The sequence below is a fragment of the Vibrio sp. Vb1127 genome, from assembly GCF_033338735.1.
Lineage (GTDB): Bacteria > Pseudomonadota > Gammaproteobacteria > Enterobacterales > Vibrionaceae > Vibrio > Vibrio alginolyticus.
Map to the genome: position 1 here is coordinate 67,033 of NZ_JAWOTF010000014.1, position 20,769 is coordinate 87,801.

Below are 20,769 nucleotides of genomic sequence, written 5' to 3' on the forward strand. Positions count from 1 at the left end.
TGCGGCCAATGAACCAGGGGTGAGTACACCACCTCAAATCGGTCGGGCACATATCCACCGATACTATGCCAGAAAGTCAGATCTGACACAGAAAACACTGGCAACTCACTTTTATGCTTTTCGTGTGCTCTGGCAGGTGCTGCTAAAGCGCCCCGGAGATCCACCGAGACCTCCGGAACTGTGAATTGATTACATGAAGTAGATGTCACGCTCACGGTTAAATTCACGAAGGATAGATGATGCTTCGGAAGGGTGTTCCATCGGCGTGAGCAGAGTTTTCCAGAACTCTTCGTCAAACGAACGCTCCAGGTACAAGTAACGGCAAATCTTGATGAGATCGACGCGATCCCATTCACTACCATAGCCACCGTGAACGCCTAGCTCATCTTCCAGGGCATAGAAAGTCAGTTCTTCTTTGGCGTCCCATGCTGTACATAAGCGATCAAATAGCCGTTGCACTTTGTCTTTTGGGGTCTTGAAGAACTCGGCATAGGGTTCATGAGGCATCCTGATCACACTGCCATCGGTGTCTTGTAGGAGCGGATAGGTGCCAGACTCCCAAGCGTGCAGGTAAGAGTCAGAAAACTCGTTATGATGCACGCCCAGATTCATGATTTGCAGGCGCTGCTGGATGAACAGTGCTTCCATTGCTGTATTGTCGGTCATAGGTACTCCAGAGGTTAATTATCCCTATGTTATATGGAGGGTAAAGTTGCTGATTTCAATGACGGACTGGATTCACTTTCACATGTGAAAGTCGCTGTTCTGACTGAGCTGAGACGTAATTGGTGTTCAAATGGGGTTAATCGCTTTCTTGGGGGGAGGGATGCTGAACAGTTTGTCGCCCCAAAAGGGCAGATGGAGCGATTTGTCTAAGTAGGACAAGCTGTTATCTTGGAAGCTCATTCAGCTCTTGTAGCTCATAAGTGCGATAGCTGGTCGCCAAAAACAAACAGCAAACTAACTTTGAACCCACTCGGGAGCTAATCCCGTGTGGGGATAGCTCCCTAGATTGGTAATATTGAAAAACCTTACAAAGGAGTATTTAAACATGACATATCATTTACATCTTAACTTTGAAAACAAAGAGTATTTTTATTCCGAGCAAGCTTGGTCAACTCAAGAGACAATCCAAGGCCTTCTTCTTCCTATCTCAGCGCACCGTTGCGCAGAGGATAAAGAAGTTGTGAGTGCTATTGATGAAGTTAAATCTTTGATAGATGAAGTGCTAATCAAAGTTGATGTTGAGTGGAACGACTGGATGACCCAAAAGCCGACAATTATTTATCAGGACGGCGTTAAGTCTCTGATTTCTAAATTGCAGAAGGAGTTTTTTATCAACTCATTCTGGGCTTATTTTAACGGTAAGAAATGTACCGCCCAGGCAAAACTGAGCCTTGAGGAGGAATTTCTTACTGAGCTGAAGCAGCTTGAACATGAGGGCACCTTTATTTTTAAAGGTGTAGATAATTAAACGGCTTTGTGCCCGTGAGGCCATAAGTTAAACGGGTGCTAGAGATTACGATGCAGCGCATGTTGTAATAGTTTCTTTAGTGTGACCGGAATAATCAAAGGGCCAGCTTGTCTGGCCCTTTGCTACTTTTTACTGTGGTCACTTTTGGAAGTTTGTACCTCTATAACTACCCCCGTAAAAACGGTACTGAGTAATCGTTGCGTTCAGGAACTTTCACATGTGAAAGTGCGCCTAAAAAGGGCAGTTGGAGCGATTTGTCTAAGTAGAACAGCCTGTTATCTTGGAAGTTCATTCAGCTCTTGTAGCTGATGAGTGCGATAGCTGGTCGCCAAAAACAAACAGCAAGTTAACTTTTTGAACCCACTCGGGAGCTAATCCCTTGTGGGGATAGCTCCCTCAAAAATATGAGGTGAAGCTATGTCTGCAACCACTTTCTTCTTAATTATGATCGTTACCGTCGCACTGTTTTCGGTTTCAGCATCTCTGCTCGCTCGCGGAATGCTGTATATGCTCAAAGCTGCGTTTGGTCTTTTTAAGAAGCGGCCTGTAAAGGCCGTTATGCCTACCCAAGTGAGTGACAACTCTGTTGTTGGTGAGTGGCTCAGCCGCGAGCCTAAAGCTCACAAAACGCCTTGCGCTTTCATCGAGTCTGCGCCGATTGACGGCCAGATCGTTCGTGGAACACGCCACTTATCAGGGGTTAAGCGCTGCCTAGAGGTGTCCTAATAAGTCTGTTCTATTTGAATGTTGAGGAAGTTACGATGCAACGACTGATTTTAGTCTATTAGTCGATAAATTAATTAAATCAAATGCAACCCTGCCGGGAAAAATCCCGGTGGGGATTCCCGGCCTAACCGTATTAGGAGACTGTTATGTCGGTACAAACTCAATGCGTTATACGCAAGTATGATGTTGTTGGCACTATGTTTTACGCTTTCAACAATCACAAACATCAGGAACTGTTTTCAGAGACGATTTCAGCGACATCTCACGATGAAGCTGAAAACCGTTATCGGGAGTTGGTTACTGAACAATGTGAAATGCGGTCGCTGGAACTGGATCGAATCGAACTGAAATTTGTTATCGACTTGGATGCTGCTGAAAGCGGTGAATCCTGGGAGAAAGCGTTCGGTGTCGATGAAGCTGCTCATTGATCGTGAAAAAAGCCGGGTTTCCCGGCTTTTTTCGTTTCTGATTTAGCGTTCGTAGATGGTGACAAGTGTTCTAATGCCCTGATCATTTAGTACAAGGAAGTAGAGCTCACTGCTCGGATGGCCCCATTCCTCAATATTGTCAGCGGTGCCGTACTTTTGGGTTTTGCGACGACGCTCTCGTTCCGCAAGAGGGTAAATGCGAAGCTCCGGGTTCTGGATGCGTTTGACCAGTGACAGCCACGGGGCTTTGGGCTTGCCTGAGGTTATCCGCTCGCTGTATCGTGATACAGCGTGAGCTGTTACCAAGACCGTGCCCATTGCAGGTGTTTCGATAGCATCAAAGGTGCCTGCATATCGCTTTCGTTCAGCCAGCAGTAGTTCTGTAGCCTCTTCCTCAATGTTGGCCATGTACTCTGTTTTAGTGGAGACCTCGATCTGCACTCCTGCCAAACGAGATTGTAGGAAGGCCGAAAACTTTTGGGCGCACTTTTTGTCAGATCTTCCCCGTGCCAGTTTCTTGATGGCACCTTTTGATACAACCAGTTTGTAGCCTCTTCCTGTTCCTGGGACTCGGCCAAAAACTTGTTTTTCGAGCAGCAGGTAGCGAATGGCGCATAACTCGCAGAGTAGGGCGCTATCGTTGCTTTCAAAATCGAGGGTGACATTGAGTATGCCTTTTCGTTGGGTACCCACACGCCAAAATACTCGGCTCTGAATGCTACTAAGTTGTTCTGATACGGTCGTTAATGTCATCATAATTTTGTTTCCATTGAGGAACTGGTATGCAGCGTTGCCAGTTCCGCCCTTATATGGTTTCAGTTAGCTTTGAGGAGTTACGAACATAAGCTGTTGACCATGTTCATAAAGCACCGGATAAGGTAGTGTTTGCCCATCCTTAAAGACGGTATTAGGAGGAAAGTACATAGCTGACCATGCAGGGAGGTTGGCACTTAACTGCCGATAGAATTCATCTACCGGAAAGGAAACCTTTTCAGTTGTCTGCTGGAAAATAATTCGGCTGTATTGACTAGGGTGATTAGAATCTAGAATAAAACTTGCACCTGGCCCAGAAGTGATAAATTCAGGTGTTTGCCAATCATTTATCCGAGCAACGTGAGTTGCAATTACGCAATGCTCAGGTTTGCAGCCGAACTGAGGCGCATCCACTGTCCATATATTGATATCCCAGCCATTCAGTTTTGGCATCGTAATACCTTTATCGGCCAGTTTTTCAACGATCATTCCCATATTCTGGGCTGTATTTATTAGGCTTGCATCCACAAGTTCCTCGAACTTGATACGTGCATCATCTGTATTAGTAGCTTCTGTTTTGGGCATCCAGGCCATTAACGATGGGCGAGCGGACGGGTTATCAGGTGTCGCCATGATATTTCCTGCATTGAATGCTAGAGTCTGAGCGCCAGTCATCCCAGACAATGGCGCATCGAGTGAAGTTAGTAGGGCTGTTGCATTTAGTGCGCGAAGCAAAAGTGATTTTTTGTAGGAGTTAGTACCATCTGAGGAGTCTTGTAAATCTTGATCGTAAATCCCGCCAGCTCTAGCAATGTTTAGTGCTCTACTCTGTTGTGTATCGTATTGCTTTGGTGATACAGCACAGCCGTTTAAAAAGAGGCTGCAAATGATAGTTGATAATAACAGTGTCAATTTGTGGTTCATTCGTCATTCTCCATTTTGTGAGATTTATTTCATATATAACATCTCATGGAAAACCATAAACGCAAGTCTAAGAAAGTGGCTTTTTCAAATGTTTTTAACCTGTCACGAAAGAACAATTTAAAGTTAATCCCGATTGCTCCCAAAGTGGGCAATTAGAGCGCTAAGGAATAGCGCTAATGATTGAGAAAATAGAAACTCAAATTCGGATGGAGAGTTTCTATTATGCGGAAAACAATTTTGGCGGCGATTATCGCTGCATCGACAGTAACCGCCCCGGTTTCCGCCGGGGGACTACAGTCTGAAATGGATCGCTTATTCAATGAAATGAGCAATACCACTTTGCCTGGTGTTCATGAGTCACAGCGTCGCGGAGTCTTCACTGGGGGGCGCTATACCGTTAAGTCACGCATCTATGAGCAGAACCTTGTTTCCTTTACTCCACCATCCTGGAAGGCGGGATGTGGTGGGGTTGATATGTTTGGCGGGTCGTTCTCATTTATTAACGCTGAGCAGCTAGTCACGATGATGCGAGCAGTTGCGGCCAACGCGAAAGGTTATGCGTTCCAGTTGGCTCTGGATAACGTTTTCCCGGATGGAGCGAAGTGGATGGAGAACTTTCAGAAAAAGGTTCAAGCATTAAACCAGCACTTAGCGAATAGCTGCCAATTGGCGCAAGGGATTGTTAATGACGCGACGTCAGCATTTGATATTCAGCATAAAACCAAGGCATCTATAAAGGCAACGGGGGCTGGGCTTTATGACGATATGTTCGGTTCGGTACAAGAACAAGACGGGGAAACTCCACTACGGAAATTGAAGAATAACGATCCAACCAAATATCAAGAAATGATCGGTAATATTGTTTGGAAGCAACTGAAAGTTAACTCTGTAAGTACCTGGTTTCAATATGGTGACACTGCCCTGCTTGAGGCGATGCTTTCACTTACTGGTTCGGTGATCGTTGGCGATTTGGTGGCAGATGCCAGTGGAGGTGATACCAACCCTGTCTCACGCCTCCCAGGAGGCTTAGTCTCCCTTTCAGATCTTGTAGGCGGCGGTCAAGTTAAAATCTATGAGTGTGACGATGATTGCTTGGCTCCAGCGAGAAAAACTGTCACCTTAACTAGCGTTCGTCAAAAAATTTATGAAGCGCTCACAGGAACAGATTCTCGACCAGGAATCATTTTCAAGTATAGAAGTAATATTGGTCCAATCACTTCCGATGAGCAAGCACTGATCACAAACCTTCCAGCCTCAGTAGGCACAATTATTCGTAACTTGGCTGCTCTTTCTGACAGTGTTGCTAATTCATTTGCAGATGAAAGTGCTACTGTTATTGCCAATGCGATCGTGTACGACCTAGCGACACAGATGATTTCCGCGGCAGAATTAGCAGTATCTAATGCCGACTCACCGCATAAAAATGAGGTAATGGGTCAGTTAGAGCGAGCGCGTATAAACATCGAGAACGAACATCGGCAGATGGTCGAGCAGTACGGTTCAGTCAGTGAGATTGTGACTCGCTACAACCAAATCATAAAAAATGTTCAGGCGCAACGTCTCAGCCTCACCAGCTCTAGGGGAGGTGCATGATGCCTGAGTTTACGATTTATAGCATCGGTGATTCGGAACTACTAGAGCAGGTACTGATTGCCGTTGCGATGATCACTGGGACGAATGACTTCACTAAAATGGCTTCCATCGGTCTTCTGGTGTCCGTGGTTATTGTGTGCGTTAAGGGGGTAGTACAGGGAGGGCGTGGTATTGAGATCCAGCAGGTGCTTATCGGCTGGATTGTATATGCAATGTTTTTCGGGGCATCAGCTCTGGTCAAAATCGAGGATGCCTACACTGGTGATGTCCGTGTTGTTGCCAACGTACCCTTGGGACCAGCCGCGATTGGGGGAATGATCTCGAATATCGGCTATGTCCTGACCGACAAGTTCGAGACCGGGTTTGCGACTATTACACCTCAGATAACGCGGAAAGGGTTTCTGTCCTCATTAGAGTTGATCAGTGCGCAACGCCAGCTTGCGGGAAATGCCGCACTCTGGGCTAGCTGGGATAGTGCTGTCGGAGGTGGCTCAGCAGACATGCAGCGTAGCTGGCGAAACTACGTTGCTGACTGTACCGCTATCCGTTATCAGTTGGCTGACGTATCCGAATCGAATTTGAAGAATCTGACCTGGCGCGAGGCATTGCGCTTTTCGTCAACGGTCTATGGTACTGAGATTTTTGTGTCACCTAGTGGGTCGACAACTCCAAATTGTACTGACGCCTGGACTGATCTAATGGTTGCCACGGATACGGCATTCGACTCTGGAACTTCTCATGAATCGATCAATTACCTACTGGGTCTGACTGTCGCTGGTACAAGTGGCGTTAATCCTGTGGCGGAAACAAACAACGCGCTTAATGACCTGTCGGCAACAGGAATCATTAGCTCTGACATGCTTAAGGCAGCGATCCTAACCCCGGTGCTAACCGAGGGCATGGGGCAATATTACGAGTCCATACAGCAAGGGACTGCCTCACTGATGATTGAGCAGGCGGTGCAGCAGCGAAATACTCAGTGGACTGCGGAGCAATCGGTATTTGCTACTGTTGTCAGGCCGATGCTGACATTTATCGAAGCTCTGGTATACGCCATTGTGCCGCTAATGGGGCTGCTCATCGTGCTGGGAATGATGGGGATTCAACTGGTCTTTAAATACTTTATGACGTTGATCTGGATTCAGCTATGGATGCCAGTTTTGGCTGTGGTGAATCTCTTTATCTATAATCGCAGCACTGCCTCCTTACAGGACTACATCACTTCTGGCGGTGATCCAACAAGCTTCGAGGGGATTCTTCACGTAACGGATATGATGAGCAATGATCTTGCTGTAGGTGGAATGATGGCTTCTGCCATACCAGTCCTTACTTTGTTCATTGTTTCTGGGTCAATTTACTCACTGAACTCTCTGGCTGGCCGCATGAGTGGTGGTGATCATATCAATGAGAAGATCTCTTCCCCTGACTTACTGCAACCTGCGCCGTTAGCCCAACAAATGCCAGCCCACGCTTTCAATGCTCTTCAGGGCGGCTTACAGGGAGGTGCTAATGGCCTAATTGATAAAATGAATTTCTCTAAAATGTCTTCTGAAATGGTAAGCAGTGGACATGCAAGAGCTGCGGTTGCCCAAGACGCTTTTCAGAATCAGCTCTCGAACTCATTCTTCTCTGGGAATAGTGCTGACAAGTCCTATCAACGACTCCAGAGTTTTGGGCAGATGCTGAGGGCATCTGATAGCAGTCAAGCCAAAGCGATAGTGAATGCTGGTCAACAGTACGCTAAAGAGCATGGCCTTGATGGATCTCAGACCAACGCAGTTATTGGTGCGATTGGTGCCAGAATGAGTGCTGGCGTGGATGCAGGAAAGTTGGTTTCAACTTTAATGGGGCCAGCTGGTTCGGTTGCCAGAAAAGCTGCTAAAGCGGCTGGAGCAGAAAATCCTGTAGATATGAGAGGAGACCTCAGTGCAAATGCTGAAACCCGCTCAACTGCCGCAAGAACTCAAATGACGAAGGATTTGGATCGAATTGCTAATGACATTGGATTCTCCAAGGATGATACAGCAGCACTGACCAATGATGTTGCTAATCAGATTAGTGACGATAAAACGCAGCGGTTTACTGAGTCTGTTGGTGAGGATCAGCGTCGTGGACTGACTCATACTGCCTCCCAGATGCTGACTGCTCAGGATACCTATCAGCGATTAGCAAGTGCTCAAGAAGTGCTGGGCAGTGTGACGTCAGTAGACATGCAAGCTATTGCTGGATCGGTTTTGAGTGATCAGGCGTCAATGGCGAATTTGAGCCAATACATGCGGCAGGCTCCTAGTGAGTTACGCCAGGCCGCAACTAATCGAGCACGACATTATAAAGGTCTTGGTATGGACGGAGACCGGGCTTCAGTGGGTGGGGCTCTGTATGCGATGCTTAACTCAGAAGATTTGCAACATAGAACTCAGGCAGCGGAAATTGTTGCAGGAACAATTGGAGCTAAAAACCCGATTGCAAATGCCAGTGAGGCGCAAAGGCACAGCCATTTAGATAGCGGGGCTCCCCAAATAGATAGCACACTAATCACCCAAGGGGAGAAAAACTTGAACGCCCCTAAATTGATGACAGCTGAGCAGAAAGCCAAACCTAAAACGGATCTTCCCGGAGGAGATAGCGATGTTTATGCCGCTCACGGTGAGAACCTGGATAACGTAAACGCGCAACACGGTCAAAATCGGAGCGATTTTACAGGGCAACGTTTAGGGGAGCTACGCAACCGCATTATGGCTAATGATGTTGCTCCCTCAACTTCATCTCAGGTTTTCGCTACAGCCGAAGGAGCTGGCCGATTTATCGAGAAATTATTTGGTGGAGCAGGAGCTGCTGTAGATGGCTTCTCTGATAATTTTGGAAGTTCAATGGGTCGTCTTGCCAGTATGACCTCTGAGCAGCGTGATCAATTCATTGAAGATGCTAAGCGTGGTGATGAATACGTTGAGCAGGAATGGGGGGTTGCAGGTAAGGCATTAACAGGAATGGCTTCCCTTGGTCGCGGTATTATGGGAGCGGGCGTATCAGGATACAACGCAGCTAAAGAGTGGCTGACTGGTGAATCGGATCTCTCCGAAGCAGCTAAAGGAATGAGTCTCCAGGAGAGAGGGATGTTTTTTGCGTCAGCATTGGCTGCTGCTAGTGAACACAGTGTTGAAGCTGCGGAACAGTTTGTTGAGCAATATGGTGATGAGTTTAGGAGTATGGCTACGGTTGCCGGGGCCGAAGCCGGGCTCAATCAAACAGGTGCTCAGTTGTTCGCGGCTTCATTGACAGGGGATGATCAGCAAGTCGCCAACTTGAGGGAGCAGATGCGAACTGAGGTTGGCGACACTGAACTTGCTGACCGTATGAGCGACATCATCCAGACTTCCGCAGACGCGGGTAAAGATCAAGCTGCTGGGTATCTTAATCCAGTGGCGCGATATATGAGTGTAAGCAGAGGTCAGTAGGTTCTTTCAACTGAGCTAATGTGCGGATCGTATGGGTGCTCATTCGGTCCGTAACAGTAGCTTGATGACCAAGATTGAGTGTCTCTGAGACTGTTTGTTGTGTATCTATTTTCAATATTATTAACATTCAGTATTGAAGATGCTGAGCGGCCATTGAGCCATTGTGCATAGAAGCACACGGCAATGATTAAAACAATCAGACCCAAAATTCCGGCTACTTTGACACAAAAGAACAAAGCAGCCATGAAGGCTGAAAACTTAATTGTTTCTCTGAACATTACTGATCCTCTATTAATTTAGATGTCCCTAATTGACATTTAACATGGAATTTATTTTTGTCAATGCGAGTGGAGGAATTTAGATGATAAATAAAGATAGAGATTTAGGTTATTTACTTGAAGAACTTAAAATACAAATGATCAGGGGGAGAGGTCCCTGGCTTGTAGGAAGAGTATCGCTTGAATATGAGGGAAAAGTGATTGTGGTAAGCGGGAAAGCCCTAGAGCTTATGTTGGAAAAAACACAGTCTATATTGTCGATGATACATGTTCGGGCGACTATCATCGCTGGACAAAGACGGAATCCTTTTCTCTTGTATTCAAAGGAGTATGAGAAATTATTTCTCATCATAGTGAAAGAGAATGAAGAATGCTTAGTTTTAAGAGACAAAATAAGATCGGACTATAAAATTAAAAGACCATAAAATGATTTCATAAAAAAATATCATGTGTGTTTTTTGAACTCCCACTTGACCCTCAAACGGGAAAGTATAAATTTATATCTAGGTTATTTATGAAACATGTTGATTTATTAAAAATGTTCCGTCAGAACAAAGTTGAAATTGTAATTCTGAGGGAAGTCAGAAAAAACTATTTTCAGATTGAAGTTAACGCTGAGATTCTTATTTCAAAAAGAGGAGGTAGGCGCGAATTGAAAATTGAGACAGCTAAAAAATATTTGGAACAGCTAGGGTGTGAAAAATTTGTCGTATTACTAAAGGATGAAAATAATGAAGAGGTTAATTTATTGGGTAGGAGTTAGCTATACGCTGGGTGTAGCAGCAACTGTAACATTCAGCGGTATTGAGACAAAGCAATGGTTATATGCATTAGCGTTTCCGGCCGTTGTTACAGCACTGTTTATTGCTCGTCCTAGCTTAGTCAGAAAAAACTGATAGAGGAGAGCGTTTCAATGACATGTAATAGCAGCTCCTTGATTCCGAAAATGATAGATCATGCTCAAAAGAGTTTTGGCGTAGCCCGATTTAATGAAAACGTATTTGAATTTGATCTGTGTCTATGGACGCTTTTGAAAAGCCTGTCCAGCCTTTATCCGAAAGAAGTCTCCGAGCAATTTTCTCTTCCATTGGATACTGTGGCCGCTTTGGCTTCGGCAAGCGAAAGTCAACTCAAACTGTTGTCATCTGGTGCCATAATCTCCTTCAAACTCTCTGGTTGTGAAAAGGACTACATCGAGTACCTAGAAGGTCACTATGATCACGTCAGCCTTATAAATAATCAGGATGCAGGGCTCAGCTCCGCCTATTGGCTGCTCATGGGCCGAATAGCACATGACAATACGGACATAGCAGCCCAGATATTTGATGTAACTACATCCCTAACCAAATCGGTGGCCGCAGCCACCGACAACCAGCTTCGTAGCTTAGCCTGTGACAAGGATATGCCATTCGTAATCCGTTTCTCTCCCGAACTGGTGAAAGAAATTCTGGAGAGTGACGAATGCCACGTTACTCATCTCATCTTAAAAAAACATCAACAATCTTTAAGCACTGGAGGCAGATATGAGCTGTAACAGTAACTTGTCACGATGGGGCATAGCTAGGAATATGGCACTCATAGGCTACATAAGCCAAATTATCATGATCGAAACCGGGCTCACTTATAAGCAGATTCGCAGATTATACAAAGAACTCAAAGATGAAGGACTTACGATCCGTAGGAAGAGCCACAAAGTTCGTGGTGGTGCAACAATTATCCATAGTCACACCTCAAAGATAGAAGCATCACTGCTAATGCAGCTCTATTTTAATATCACAGGAAAAGCAGCATTGCGATCTATCAACATCAATACTCTTCATTCTGCGTATAAACTTTACAGCGCAGTCAGAAGTGAAACGCTTGGTATGCATGGAGCGCGCTGGCAGATGCTAGATATTACAGACGCATGGTGTTTAGCCCAAGAGCTGCGGTCTGGTGAAGCGATGATAGAGACATGTCCTAGCTGTAAGTGCAATTACTTTACATCAGTGAATCAACGAACATCTGTGAATTGCCCTTTCTGCTTAAGCTCACCACAAGCTAGTAGCACAAAAAAAGAAGCAACGATTACGACAGTTTGATGCCAAATACACCCCAAATGGGCAATTACAGGTGCGTAAGAATTTTAAATACTGAAATAGCATGAACCATTGAAAACGGAGGTATCATCTATGGTTCATCACCCCACATCAAGGTTTATCTCGTGTGTGCTTATTGTCACAATGTCACTGTTGCCAACCCACGGATATACAAATCAACCAACAAATCCTGCTAAGACTGGTCGAGAAGCTCAAAATTTTGGTCTTGAAATGGCCGCAGAGTTTGAGCAGCCCTCATATGAGGCTGGCAATGTTCACTTTAGCGGCGGTGAAGCCATCAATGTGAATGATCTTTTCCCTGGCACATCAGGCCAGAACGATGATCCGTTAAGTGACTATTTTGCAGACGGTACACAACCTAATGTGGACGCCCTGAAAAATATCTGGGACTCCAGTGATGGGATGGATGATGTAGGGAGCAACACTAAAAGCTCCCTGTGGCATGATGCTAACAGCGATAACCCTTCGGTTTCTGGAGCTGCTTATAAGGTTCTCCTCGATGCCACGAACCAGTCCAAGCCCGATTTCAGCAATGATCCGTTGATGAATCTTAGCCGAGAGACCTACGACAATATCGACATAATAGCCGAGGGGTTTGGGGATTGTTCGGCTGAAACCATTATCAAAGATAAAACCATTAAGTCACATGTGCCTGATTATTATACATGTGACCGACTGTATAAGCCTAAAGGTAACTGTGCTATCACTCATACGATAGAGATTGCCGCAGAGCCAGCTGATATTGTCTTTCTTATTGATAATTCGGGTTCAATGGGTGGGGTCATTCACGATTTAAGGAACAACGTAGGGGCTTTTGCTCAATTGCTAACACAAGATGGTAGTGATGATTTAAGGCTTGGAGGTGCTGTTTACAGGCACAGTGATTATATCTTTAATCGTGTGGAATTGACTCCGGATTTTAACGCTTTTAAAACTTGGCTAGATGGCGTGAATGCAGCTAGCGCACCTACTTACCCATTTGATGCTATTACATGGGCTGCGAATCATTACCAATGGCGTGGAGGGGATATTCGAAAGGTTCTTGTGTTAGTGGGGAACGATGATTCCGCTGGAAATAAGTCAGCAGCAATCTCTGCACTAGCTTCAAATCAAGTAGAGCTTTTTTCTTTTCACAACAGTGGGGAAGTAAAGAGCATTGGTACACCATTAGCTGATTACTTCTCAGGGCCTTTACTTTTAAAGTTTGCGCAGAATCTTACCGTTGTCTCCGATAGATGGACGCCTCAAAGTTGCATTGAGAATGGGATTGCTTCATTAGAGGAGTTCTGTACGGGTTCTTATAGTGCTTCACCATCTAATGATGATACGTGCGTAATGCTTTCTGGCTTCCAAGTATGTAAAGGCGATCCTGTTTATAATTTACTTGGTGAACCGCCTTTGCCCAATGTACCGAAGTTAGCTGCACGAGTAGATGTCTCACAATTAGAATGTTCATTTAACCAGGGGCAAGGAACTTGTTGGTTCGATAAAGATGGCAACGAGCAATGTCTGGAAAATTACCAAGATATTGAGCAGTGTAAAAAATATGAAGATAACCCCCAATGTGGTTTCATTAGCTCAGAGTGTGTTGATGGAGCGAGAGGCTCACAAGGTAACTGTTATGTGCATGAAGAGAAATATGATTGTGGTTACGATGTAGAAGTACCTAGCTTAGAAAAAGAAACCGAGTATTCATGTGGTGGGCCAATCCGATGTATGGGGGATGATTGCCTTGATATAAACAAAACTCAGAGTGCTGATTTTGCAAGAGCTTCTGCATTGTTAAATGCGGCACAGTTCATGACTCAGGATATGAGCTGTGAAGATATTACAGGAGAGAACAACACATATTGTAAAGCGTTTAGCGGTGATCAAGGCGAGTGTAAGGTAGCGGTTGGCGGTGCTCAGGATTGTTGTGAAAAGCCTAGCGGCTTATCGATGGGGGATTATCTCACACTTATCATGTCAGTGCCGAAACTGGACGGTGCAATTCTTTCTCTTCAAGATGGCAGTGCAATAAAAGGTGCATATCAGGCTATCCGTGATCCTGCTATAAGTGGGTGGACAGAGATAACGAAACCTTTCACGTCTTATATGGAAAATATTACAGGTGCTATTGATAACTTTACTAAGCCAATAACCGACTTAGCTAAAGAGGCTATCCAAGCGTTAAAGGATGAAATCGCCAAAATTACAGGTAAGGCTCTTGGTAATGCATCTGCTACGGGGAGCACAGGTGTTGCTGTTGATGCACCCGAGGGGATGATGGAACAAATAGTCGGAGAACAAGCGGCGAGTATGCTCAGCGGCATTATGGCCGCATATACCGCTTACGTAGTGGCAATGATGATCATTCAGATTGTGTGGAAATGTGAAGAAGAAGAATTTGAGCTTAATGCAAAAAGAGCTTTGAATAGTTGCCATCAGGTTGGGTCATATTGCAAAACAAAAGTGCTTGGTGCTTGTATCGAGAAGCGCCAAACTTACTGTTGTTTCAGTTCGCCATTATCAAAAATTATCCAGCAACAAATCAGACCGCAGTTGGGGCTGAGTTGGGGTTCTGCGAAGGCTCCTCAATGTGACGGCATTCCTTTGAACCGTTTGGCTGAGGTTGACTGGGAGCAAGTAAACCTCGATGAATGGTTAGGATTGTTACAGGCGAATGGTAAGTTTCCAGAGTCATCTGCGATTGACCTTGATAGCTTAACTGGTGCTGGGAGTATTTTTAATACCGATGGCACTCGTTTGAATGCTGAGGATAGAGTTCATGCTCGCCTAGAGGGAGTTGATCTGGAAAAGGTTCGTAAGGATATAGCGGATTCAATCTTGCTGGACAAAGGAGCTGGGAACTAACAATTATAGATATGCGTCTGTGTTACTCTGAAATGACTAGTGCAGGCAAAGGGGGAACTATGGAATTATGGATTTGGTTGATTGGTCTTATCGCCACGATCGCCAGTGTTGGGGGGGTGTTTTGGTACGCAGGGCACTACCAAAGTAAGCCGAAACGGGATGTCTCTAAATGATCTCTAGAGTTAGGTATCGTGTTGTTTTCGGCAACCCTACTCGATATCTTTTCAAGCGGTAAGTTAATAAGTTCAGTTGCTTATAGTTAATTAGGGGCAGTACCAAGTGTACCGTTTTTAACTGTACCGTCTGGCTGGTACAGTTTTCAGCATTTACTTGTGGCTGGAATTTATACCACCCCTTGTAGCTTAAGCAACTTCGAGATATTTGGACTTATACCTAGTTTGGTGAAACTGTACCGATTCGCGACAAAACGGTACACCAACTCCTTGGGGTAACTGTACCGGTCGCTGATTCATTTGAGTCAACAATGCTGACTTGCAAAACAAACGAGGGTTTTCTTTCCAGGATAGGCTTCTTTCTCATTTCCTCAAGAAAGCTAAGTTTCTTGTAAATAAATCCGTAAATTAATCAATGTAAAAATAAGGGTGCTTAAGTTTACAGGAGGGGCTATGAGAATTGGCTATGCACGTGTCAGTACTGACGAGCAGGATACCTCACCTCAGATCGATGCGCTCAAGTTAGCTGGTTGTGAGCGGATCTACAGCGAGCACATCAGCGGAAAATCGAAAGAGAGGCCCGAGCTAGAGCGATTGCTAGATGCTGTGCGGAATGGTGACGTGGTGATAGTTCAGAGGCTTGACCGCTTGGGACGTAGCTTAAAGGATCTCATCGAGCTACTGGATTGTTTCAATCAGAGAGGGATTAAGTTCATATCGCTGAGTGAGAACATAGACACAACGACAGCAACAGGAGAGCTGGCCTTCCATATGATAGGAGCCATTGCTCAGTTTGAACGTCGCCTAATCTCGGAACGGACCAAAGTTGGTCTAGCTGCGGCCCGAGCGCGTGGCCGAAAGGGGGGGCGGAAAGCAAAAATGAGTAGCGCTGATGTTCGCAAGGCACAGGCTATGTTGCTTGATCCTACTGTAACAAAAACGGAAGTTGCAGAGCATTTTTGTGTCAGTAGACCGACATTGAATAAGTACTTAGGTCAGTAGCGTGTACGACATTTCTTACTGTTAAATTTCATGATTTTTGGGTTTTGTTTCATCTTTGTTTTGTTTTTTTTCATATTGACGGTGTTAATTTCACTTATTGATATTTTTTTTCAGCTATGCTCTAATCTGAACATTAGACTTAAGGTGATTGAGATGTTGTTCATACCGGAAATTTTGAAAATTATTGAGGGAGGAGTTAAAAGCAACTCCTCTCAAGTTATTGCATATGCAGAGTTGCTTGCAGATAAGATGGAAAAAGAAGGGATGGATAGGCCTGCTAAGAACATAAGAAAGAAGCTATCTTCTCAGTCTGCTTCCGGACTGTCTTCGACGTCTGTAGCAAACATGCAAGGCGCGATTCTACCTGTTGATAGAGATAGTCGCTTGACTCTAGGTGATGAAACTTACCCATGTATCGATGATATATCTATAGAACTACCAACGTTTGTTGAGCAATCTGTAAGTGAGTTTTTATCTTTTATTGATAAAGCGCACTTATTAGCTGATGCGGGCGTTGGCATTACACCGTCAATGCTTATATATGGTCCTCCAGGCTGTGGAAAAACTCAATTAGCTAAGTACATATCTGCTCATTTGGGTCTACCTTTGATTACTGCACGAGGAGATACTCTAATATCATCATTTTTGGGGTCTACAGCAAAAAACTTGAGAAGCTTATTTGATCATGCAGCGCAGAGACCATGTGTATTATTCTTAGATGAATTTGATGCTTTTGCTAAAGCGCGAGACGATCAGCATGAGCTAGGTGAGCTAAAGAGAGTTGTTGTTAGCCTTTTGCAAAATATAGACGCTCTACCAGAGGGAACCATTTTGCTTGCGGCAACAAATCATGAAGATTTACTAGACCCAGCAGTTTGGCGACGCTTTGCATACAGAGTTCAAATCCCTCTTCCAGACATCGATACCAGAGAGAAGTTAATTCATGGTTTTCTTGGACAGTATTGTCCAGCGAATATTAAAACACTTGTTGAGATCACTGATGGGATGAGTGGAGCTTTAATTGAGCAGGCTTGTAAAGCGGAAATTCGTAATTCAATCATAAGTGGAAAGGATCAAATAAGTGTAGATTCACTGGTTTTAAAGTTGGTTGGTGAAATGTATCAGGATGTGATCCGCTCAGGGTTAAGTGTAGAAGAAAAAGCTATAAAGTTGAGGGAAAGGAATAAGAAAATATTTACTGTCAATCGCCTTTCCGCGTTGTTGGGGATTTCTGTAGGAAAAGTTTCAAAAATTACTTCCACAAAAGGCTAGGAGCTTATGAATAAAAAAGACAACCCTATTCAAGTAGTTTCGATTCGTGAAACTGATCATCGACCTCCAGGCCCGATGAGCTCTAATGATAAAATATTCGGGGATGGTGCAAGCAGGGAAAGACGCGCACAACTTGCAAAAGAAGTTAAGGAAGTATCAGATTACTTTAAGTTGTCTTTTAATAAGTGGCCGACCTTACCTGTAGTGGCAAAAGTTACGTTGAAAGAGGAAGCACTAGCAAAGTCTCATCGTCCTACAGCTCTTTTCTCCAAAACTACATGCCCAATTATCGGTACAATGGATTACGGTGAGCTATTAGTTAGTGCAACACAATCCGGACTTGATGCTTTACAACGTCGGATAAAAAACAATACGGCGAAAAAACAAACTGCAAACATTTCAGCGATAGAAAAAATAGAACCTTATATCGCAGGTGAATGGATTTCCCGTATTTTAAAAAATGACAGTAAAAAAGTTAAATTAAAGCTATTTGATCATAAGGATCAAGAAAGAAACGAGTCATTGGAAAAAGCTTTTTCAGAGTTTGTTGGTAACAATGAACTTAATGTAAACCGAGTTCGTTATGGTAAACAGGAAGTATTAACAGTAGACTTTCACAAGGGAATAGAGAAAAAATTGGCGGGTTTTGTTGGGTTAAGATCTGCTGCACCTATGCCAGAGTATTTTCCTTTAGATATGAATCTTCAGGTTACTCCTATTGCTAATGCTAACTTGGAACATTGTCCCGCACCTTTGGTGGGAGAGGATTACCCTGTGGTTGGCGTAATTGATTCTGGTGTTTGTCCGAAGTGCAGTCTTTTAGACCCTTGGATTGTTGCAAGAGAATCGTATGTCCCTCTTGGTATGGAAGATTATGGTCATGGAACTATGGTCGCAGGGCTGGTAGTGAATAGCCACCGTATAAACCATAGTGATCCTGCCTTTCCGATGTCTCAGGCAAAAATTGTTGATGTTAATGTTTTTCCAAAAAACTCCAATGTTTCAGAAGAAGATTTAGTCGCGATAATTGAAGAAGTGGTAGTTAAATATCCGTCAGTTAAAGTATGGAACTTATCTTTAGGAGCATCTTGTCCTGTAGGTTGTAGTGAATTTTCTGACTTTGCTCGTTTTTTGGATGAAATGCATGATGAATATGGCTGTTTATTTGTTGTCGCGGCGGGAAACCAAAATGATGCCGCATTGTGGCCAACGACGTCAAAAGCTCCAACTTTAAATAGAATATCTTCGCCAGGGGACTCTATAAGAGCTTTGACTGTTGGCAGTATTGCCCATAAAGATACTCCAACGACCCTGGTCAAAATGGGAGAGCCATCTCCTTTTTCTCGCATTGGTCCTGGCCCCTGTTTTATCCCTAAACCAGAAGTCACTCATTACGGGGGCAACAATACCGCAGCTGGGAGCTTTGCCCAAACAGGTGTTTTGTCCATGGGGCCAAACAATATGATTTATGAGTCAATAGGAACAAGTTTTGCCACACCGATTGTAAGCAGCCAGGCGGCTTCTTTGCTTCATTATTTAAAAGGGCATAGTGTAGATGATATCCCGCCAGAGCGAATTAAAGCTTTAGTCATACACTCTGCTTTGTTAGCTAATCCTAAGGTTAACTCTGATTCTATAAATGGGCATGGTTTTGGTAAACCTTCCGATATCGTTGATATGTTATATTGCGATCCTCATTGTATAACACTGTTTTTTGAAACGGACTTAAAACATGGCGGTTTTGAGTTTGAACGGTATCCTTTTCCTATTCCGGACTGCATGCTAACTGATGAAGGTAAGTTTAAGGGGGAGATAGCTATGACATTAGTTTATTCTCCAATAACTGATGAAGACTACGCATCGGAATACTGCCGAACAAATGTAGATGCTGGTATGGGAAGCTATGATAAAGACGATGAGGGAAAAAGAAAGTTCCACTCTCGGGTTCCTGCTGCACCAAAGGATATAAGTAAGTTGTATGAGAAGTCACGAATTGAGCATGGCTTTAAATGGTCTCCTGTCAAAGCTTACCATCATATATTTCCGCAAGGTGTTAGTATTGATACATGGCGCTTGAAGTTGAAGGTCGAGCGACGAGCAGAAGAACAAAAGCCTGAAGTACCTCAGCGTGTATCATTAGTTGTTAGTTTAAGGGCTTTGGACCCTTCTCAACCTGTGTATAACGAAGCCATTAGGAAGATGAACCAATCTGGCTGGGTTACGCATGATATAGATGTTAATGTGAGAGTTAGACAGTAACGGAGTAATGTGCAGCACCTTTTGGGTGAGGTCTAAGGTAGTTAAAAGCAAAGGTAAAGAGAAGTGCAGCCTAGACAGGCTACTCAATCGTAGCCCAGTCTTAATGCTGCATTCTTTTGCTTTTATTGCTTTACTTGAGTCGCATTGGGATGTTTGCCTTGAGCAGGGGCTGGTTTGGGAATGAAAGTTACATCAATACCAACAGGTAAAGGCCAAGCTTTCCGTCTCTTCTGCATAGATTTGTTGGTGTAGAATACCTGATGTGACTTTTTGCAGCGTATAATTGCATAGCCAGCCGTTGCACTAACTACTTCACCCTGGCGTCTGGTGTTGATTTCATGCCTTTCTTTCCATTCAATAATGTCTGGAACAGAAGGAAGTCCCGATGCTAACATTTTACTTCGCCATAGCGTATGTTGAGAGCAGGCTATTCCCATCAGTTTGTCGTTGTCTATGACAGACAACAACTTTAAGTTGTTGGGATTGATCCAACGGATGACTTTTAAGCACTGTTCGTAATGTGCCACAACAGTATTTATGCTGTCATCGGAATCAAATAAATCTGTTGCTTTCCAGATCGGTTCATGATGTGCGATACGATTTCTAAGTTTATTGATTTCGAATAAGTTTGAGCTGATATGGTTAATACTCAAAGGTGTGCCGTTTAAGTCCTTAGCATATGGAAAAACTAAACTGTTAAGACTCGGCCAAAGCTCAATAATAGGAGGATTTGCAGGAGGTTGGCTTGAACGATGGTTTTTGTCCGTTAAGTGTACCCAAAAACCAAACGTTAGTTTTGCAATTAGATTATCAGGTGTAATAGCTTTCCCCTCTCTAACTAAATCCCCCTTAGCTTTAGTTATCTGTTGAAATGCTGGGCGATTATTTTGATTTGTATAAGAATTGCAAAACCAAAATCGGTCGATATTAGCTTTCTCTTTGGTCCAATCTTGCTGTTGAAAACTTGCTTCGACTAACTTCTCATGATATTCGATGTAAGCATTATTAATAGCATTGCGCAAAGAAACTTCTAATACTTGAAGCACGGGATAAAAGAGACCTGATAGCTGTTTGTTCCACGCATATAGTCCTAAGCTTTGTTCATCGCTTGCATCGCATAAGTTTGGCTTTTTGTAAGTAGAGAGTCGAGGGCTTGATAGTGTTTTAATTATTGATTCTACAGGCATATTAGTGTTCCGCTGTGATGATGATAAAGTATACCTATACTTCCGACGGTGAACAAACTACTTGACATAGGGCTGGGATTAGCTAGAATCCAACTATCGACGGAAACGTCACTAGATTGAAAGCGCGGTACAGTGTGAAGCTGGTTGGTCTTAGACCCCGTTAGCGAGATATTTTCGAAGGGCTCCTTTTAGGAGCCTTTTTCGATCTAACTTTCCTATCCTGCCTACTTGCATCTTGTTAACTGCACTCTGTTTCTATTTATTAGGTCCAAACTTCTAATTGGTTAAGCTTG

General features: G+C 44.0%; 17 protein-coding genes. 13 read left to right on the plus strand and 4 right to left on the minus strand.

Going from position 1 to position 20,769, the window contains the following annotated elements; translation table 11 throughout:
* Nucleotides 1–189 precede the first annotated feature (189 nt).
* Nucleotides 190–666 carry a hypothetical protein gene (locus tag R7H07_RS17475; RefSeq protein WP_000131758.1) on the minus strand — a complete coding sequence of 159 codons (477 nt, stop codon included), beginning with the start codon at nt 664–666 and terminating at the stop codon, nt 190–192.
* 385 nt (nt 667–1,051) lie between these two features.
* Between R7H07_RS17475 and R7H07_RS17480 the strand changes: the two genes are divergently transcribed.
* The 3 genes from R7H07_RS17480 to R7H07_RS17490 all read left to right on the plus strand — a co-directional run bounded on the left by R7H07_RS17480 (nt 1,052) and on the right by R7H07_RS17490 (nt 2,628).
* Complete coding sequence (locus R7H07_RS17480; protein ID WP_000220974.1) at nt 1,052–1,474, plus strand: hypothetical protein; 423 nt, start codon at nt 1,052–1,054, stop codon at nt 1,472–1,474.
* Nucleotides 1,475–1,891: 417 nt separating this feature from the next.
* Nucleotides 1,892–2,200, plus strand: coding sequence for a hypothetical protein (locus R7H07_RS17485; RefSeq protein ID WP_001277004.1), 309 nt, complete (start codon nt 1,892–1,894; stop codon nt 2,198–2,200).
* A 146-nt stretch (nt 2,201–2,346) separates the two neighbouring features.
* Nucleotides 2,347–2,628 carry a hypothetical protein gene (locus tag R7H07_RS17490; RefSeq protein WP_206959957.1) on the plus strand — a complete coding sequence of 94 codons (282 nt, stop codon included), beginning with the start codon at nt 2,347–2,349 and terminating at the stop codon, nt 2,626–2,628.
* Nucleotides 2,629–2,670: 42 nt separating this feature from the next.
* Here R7H07_RS17490 and R7H07_RS17495 read toward each other — a convergent pair whose 3' ends face one another.
* Together R7H07_RS17495 and R7H07_RS17500 are read right to left on the minus strand one after the other, a co-directional pair.
* On the minus strand, nt 2,671–3,384 hold the full coding sequence (locus R7H07_RS17495) for a hypothetical protein (RefSeq protein ID WP_000988730.1): 714 nt from the start codon (nt 3,382–3,384) through the stop codon (nt 2,671–2,673).
* A 63-nt stretch (nt 3,385–3,447) separates the two neighbouring features.
* Nucleotides 3,448–4,305 carry a hypothetical protein gene (locus R7H07_RS17500; RefSeq protein ID WP_001015844.1) on the minus strand — a complete coding sequence of 286 codons (858 nt, stop codon included), beginning with the start codon at nt 4,303–4,305 and terminating at the stop codon, nt 3,448–3,450.
* 222 nt (nt 4,306–4,527) lie between these two features.
* Here R7H07_RS17500 and R7H07_RS17505 point away from each other — a divergent pair, with 222 nt between their 5' ends.
* The 10 genes from R7H07_RS17505 (at nt 4,528) to iteS (ending at nt 19,289) form a co-directional block, all read left to right on the plus strand.
* The gene (locus R7H07_RS17505; RefSeq protein ID WP_001232588.1) at nt 4,528–5,898 is read left to right on the plus strand and encodes a conjugal transfer protein TraH; all 1,371 of its coding nucleotides are present in this window, start codon (nt 4,528–4,530) and stop codon (nt 5,896–5,898) included.
* The gene (locus R7H07_RS17510) at nt 5,895–9,353 is read left to right on the plus strand and encodes a conjugal transfer protein TraG N-terminal domain-containing protein (protein WP_206959956.1); all 3,459 of its coding nucleotides are present in this window, start codon (nt 5,895–5,897) and stop codon (nt 9,351–9,353) included. Before R7H07_RS17505 ends, R7H07_RS17510 begins: the two co-directional genes overlap by 4 nt.
* A gap of 361 nt (nt 9,354–9,714) precedes the next feature.
* Nucleotides 9,715–10,056, plus strand: a complete 342-nt coding sequence (locus R7H07_RS17515) for a hypothetical protein (RefSeq protein WP_000608474.1) — start codon at nt 9,715–9,717, stop codon at nt 10,054–10,056.
* Nucleotides 10,057–10,145: 89 nt separating this feature from the next.
* Nucleotides 10,146–10,394, plus strand: a complete 249-nt coding sequence (locus R7H07_RS17520) for a hypothetical protein (protein WP_077672958.1) — start codon at nt 10,146–10,148, stop codon at nt 10,392–10,394.
* Nucleotides 10,395–10,544: 150 nt separating this feature from the next.
* Nucleotides 10,545–11,165 (plus strand): hypothetical protein, encoded by a 621-nt coding sequence (locus tag R7H07_RS17525; protein WP_000128321.1) that lies wholly within the window; start codon nt 10,545–10,547, stop codon nt 11,163–11,165.
* A gap of 34 nt (nt 11,166–11,199) precedes the next feature.
* Complete coding sequence (locus R7H07_RS17530; protein WP_236111104.1) at nt 11,200–11,712, plus strand: FlhC family transcriptional regulator; 513 nt, start codon at nt 11,200–11,202, stop codon at nt 11,710–11,712.
* A gap of 90 nt (nt 11,713–11,802) precedes the next feature.
* Nucleotides 11,803–14,583 (plus strand): conjugal transfer mating pair stabilization protein TraN, encoded by a 2,781-nt coding sequence (gene traN, locus R7H07_RS17535; RefSeq protein ID WP_000233384.1) that lies wholly within the window; start codon nt 11,803–11,805, stop codon nt 14,581–14,583.
* Nucleotides 14,584–15,209: 626 nt separating this feature from the next.
* On the plus strand, nt 15,210–15,758 hold the full coding sequence (locus tag R7H07_RS17540) for a recombinase family protein (protein ID WP_001219760.1): 549 nt from the start codon (nt 15,210–15,212) through the stop codon (nt 15,756–15,758).
* Between the two features lie 153 nt (nt 15,759–15,911).
* Entirely contained in the window at nt 15,912–17,030 is a 1,119-nt protein-coding gene (locus R7H07_RS17545; RefSeq protein WP_033838957.1) for an AAA family ATPase, read from the plus strand.
* A 6-nt stretch (nt 17,031–17,036) separates the two neighbouring features.
* Nucleotides 17,037–19,289: a S8 family anti-phage peptidase IteS gene (iteS, locus tag R7H07_RS17550; RefSeq protein WP_001034302.1), complete on the plus strand. Its 2,253-nt coding sequence runs from the start codon at nt 17,037–17,039 to the stop codon at nt 19,287–19,289.
* Between the two features lie 122 nt (nt 19,290–19,411).
* On the opposite strand, the gene R7H07_RS17555 is transcribed toward iteS, so the two are convergent.
* Complete coding sequence (locus R7H07_RS17555) at nt 19,412–20,476, minus strand: Abi family protein (RefSeq protein ID WP_001143855.1); 1,065 nt, start codon at nt 20,474–20,476, stop codon at nt 19,412–19,414.
* Nucleotides 20,477–20,769 lie beyond the last annotated feature (293 nt).

Excerpts from the sequence above, each read along its gene's own strand:
- R7H07_RS17475 (WP_000131758.1), bottom strand. The coding sequence starts at position 666 with ATGACCGACAATACAGCAATGGAAGCACTGTTCATCCAGCAGCGCCTG.
- R7H07_RS17480 (WP_000220974.1), top strand. The coding sequence starts at position 1,052 with ATGACATATCATTTACATCTTAACTTTGAAAACAAAGAGTATTTTTAT.
- R7H07_RS17485 (WP_001277004.1), top strand. The coding sequence starts at position 1,892 with ATGTCTGCAACCACTTTCTTCTTAATTATGATCGTTACCGTCGCACTG.
- R7H07_RS17490 (WP_206959957.1), top strand. The coding sequence starts at position 2,347 with ATGTCGGTACAAACTCAATGCGTTATACGCAAGTATGATGTTGTTGGC.
- R7H07_RS17495 (WP_000988730.1), bottom strand. The coding sequence starts at position 3,384 with ATGATGACATTAACGACCGTATCAGAACAACTTAGTAGCATTCAGAGC.
- R7H07_RS17500 (WP_001015844.1), bottom strand. The coding sequence starts at position 4,305 with ATGAACCACAAATTGACACTGTTATTATCAACTATCATTTGCAGCCTC.
- R7H07_RS17505 (WP_001232588.1), top strand. The coding sequence starts at position 4,528 with ATGCGGAAAACAATTTTGGCGGCGATTATCGCTGCATCGACAGTAACC.
- R7H07_RS17510 (WP_206959956.1), top strand. The coding sequence starts at position 5,895 with ATGATGCCTGAGTTTACGATTTATAGCATCGGTGATTCGGAACTACTA.
- R7H07_RS17515 (WP_000608474.1), top strand. The coding sequence starts at position 9,715 with ATGATAAATAAAGATAGAGATTTAGGTTATTTACTTGAAGAACTTAAA.
- R7H07_RS17520 (WP_077672958.1), top strand. The coding sequence starts at position 10,146 with ATGAAACATGTTGATTTATTAAAAATGTTCCGTCAGAACAAAGTTGAA.
- R7H07_RS17525 (WP_000128321.1), top strand. The coding sequence starts at position 10,545 with ATGACATGTAATAGCAGCTCCTTGATTCCGAAAATGATAGATCATGCT.
- R7H07_RS17530 (WP_236111104.1), top strand. The coding sequence starts at position 11,200 with ATGGCACTCATAGGCTACATAAGCCAAATTATCATGATCGAAACCGGG.
- traN (WP_000233384.1), top strand. The coding sequence starts at position 11,803 with ATGGTTCATCACCCCACATCAAGGTTTATCTCGTGTGTGCTTATTGTC.
- R7H07_RS17540 (WP_001219760.1), top strand. The coding sequence starts at position 15,210 with ATGAGAATTGGCTATGCACGTGTCAGTACTGACGAGCAGGATACCTCA.
- R7H07_RS17545 (WP_033838957.1), top strand. The coding sequence starts at position 15,912 with ATGTTGTTCATACCGGAAATTTTGAAAATTATTGAGGGAGGAGTTAAA.
- iteS (WP_001034302.1), top strand. The coding sequence starts at position 17,037 with ATGAATAAAAAAGACAACCCTATTCAAGTAGTTTCGATTCGTGAAACT.
- R7H07_RS17555 (WP_001143855.1), bottom strand. The coding sequence starts at position 20,476 with ATGCCTGTAGAATCAATAATTAAAACACTATCAAGCCCTCGACTCTCT.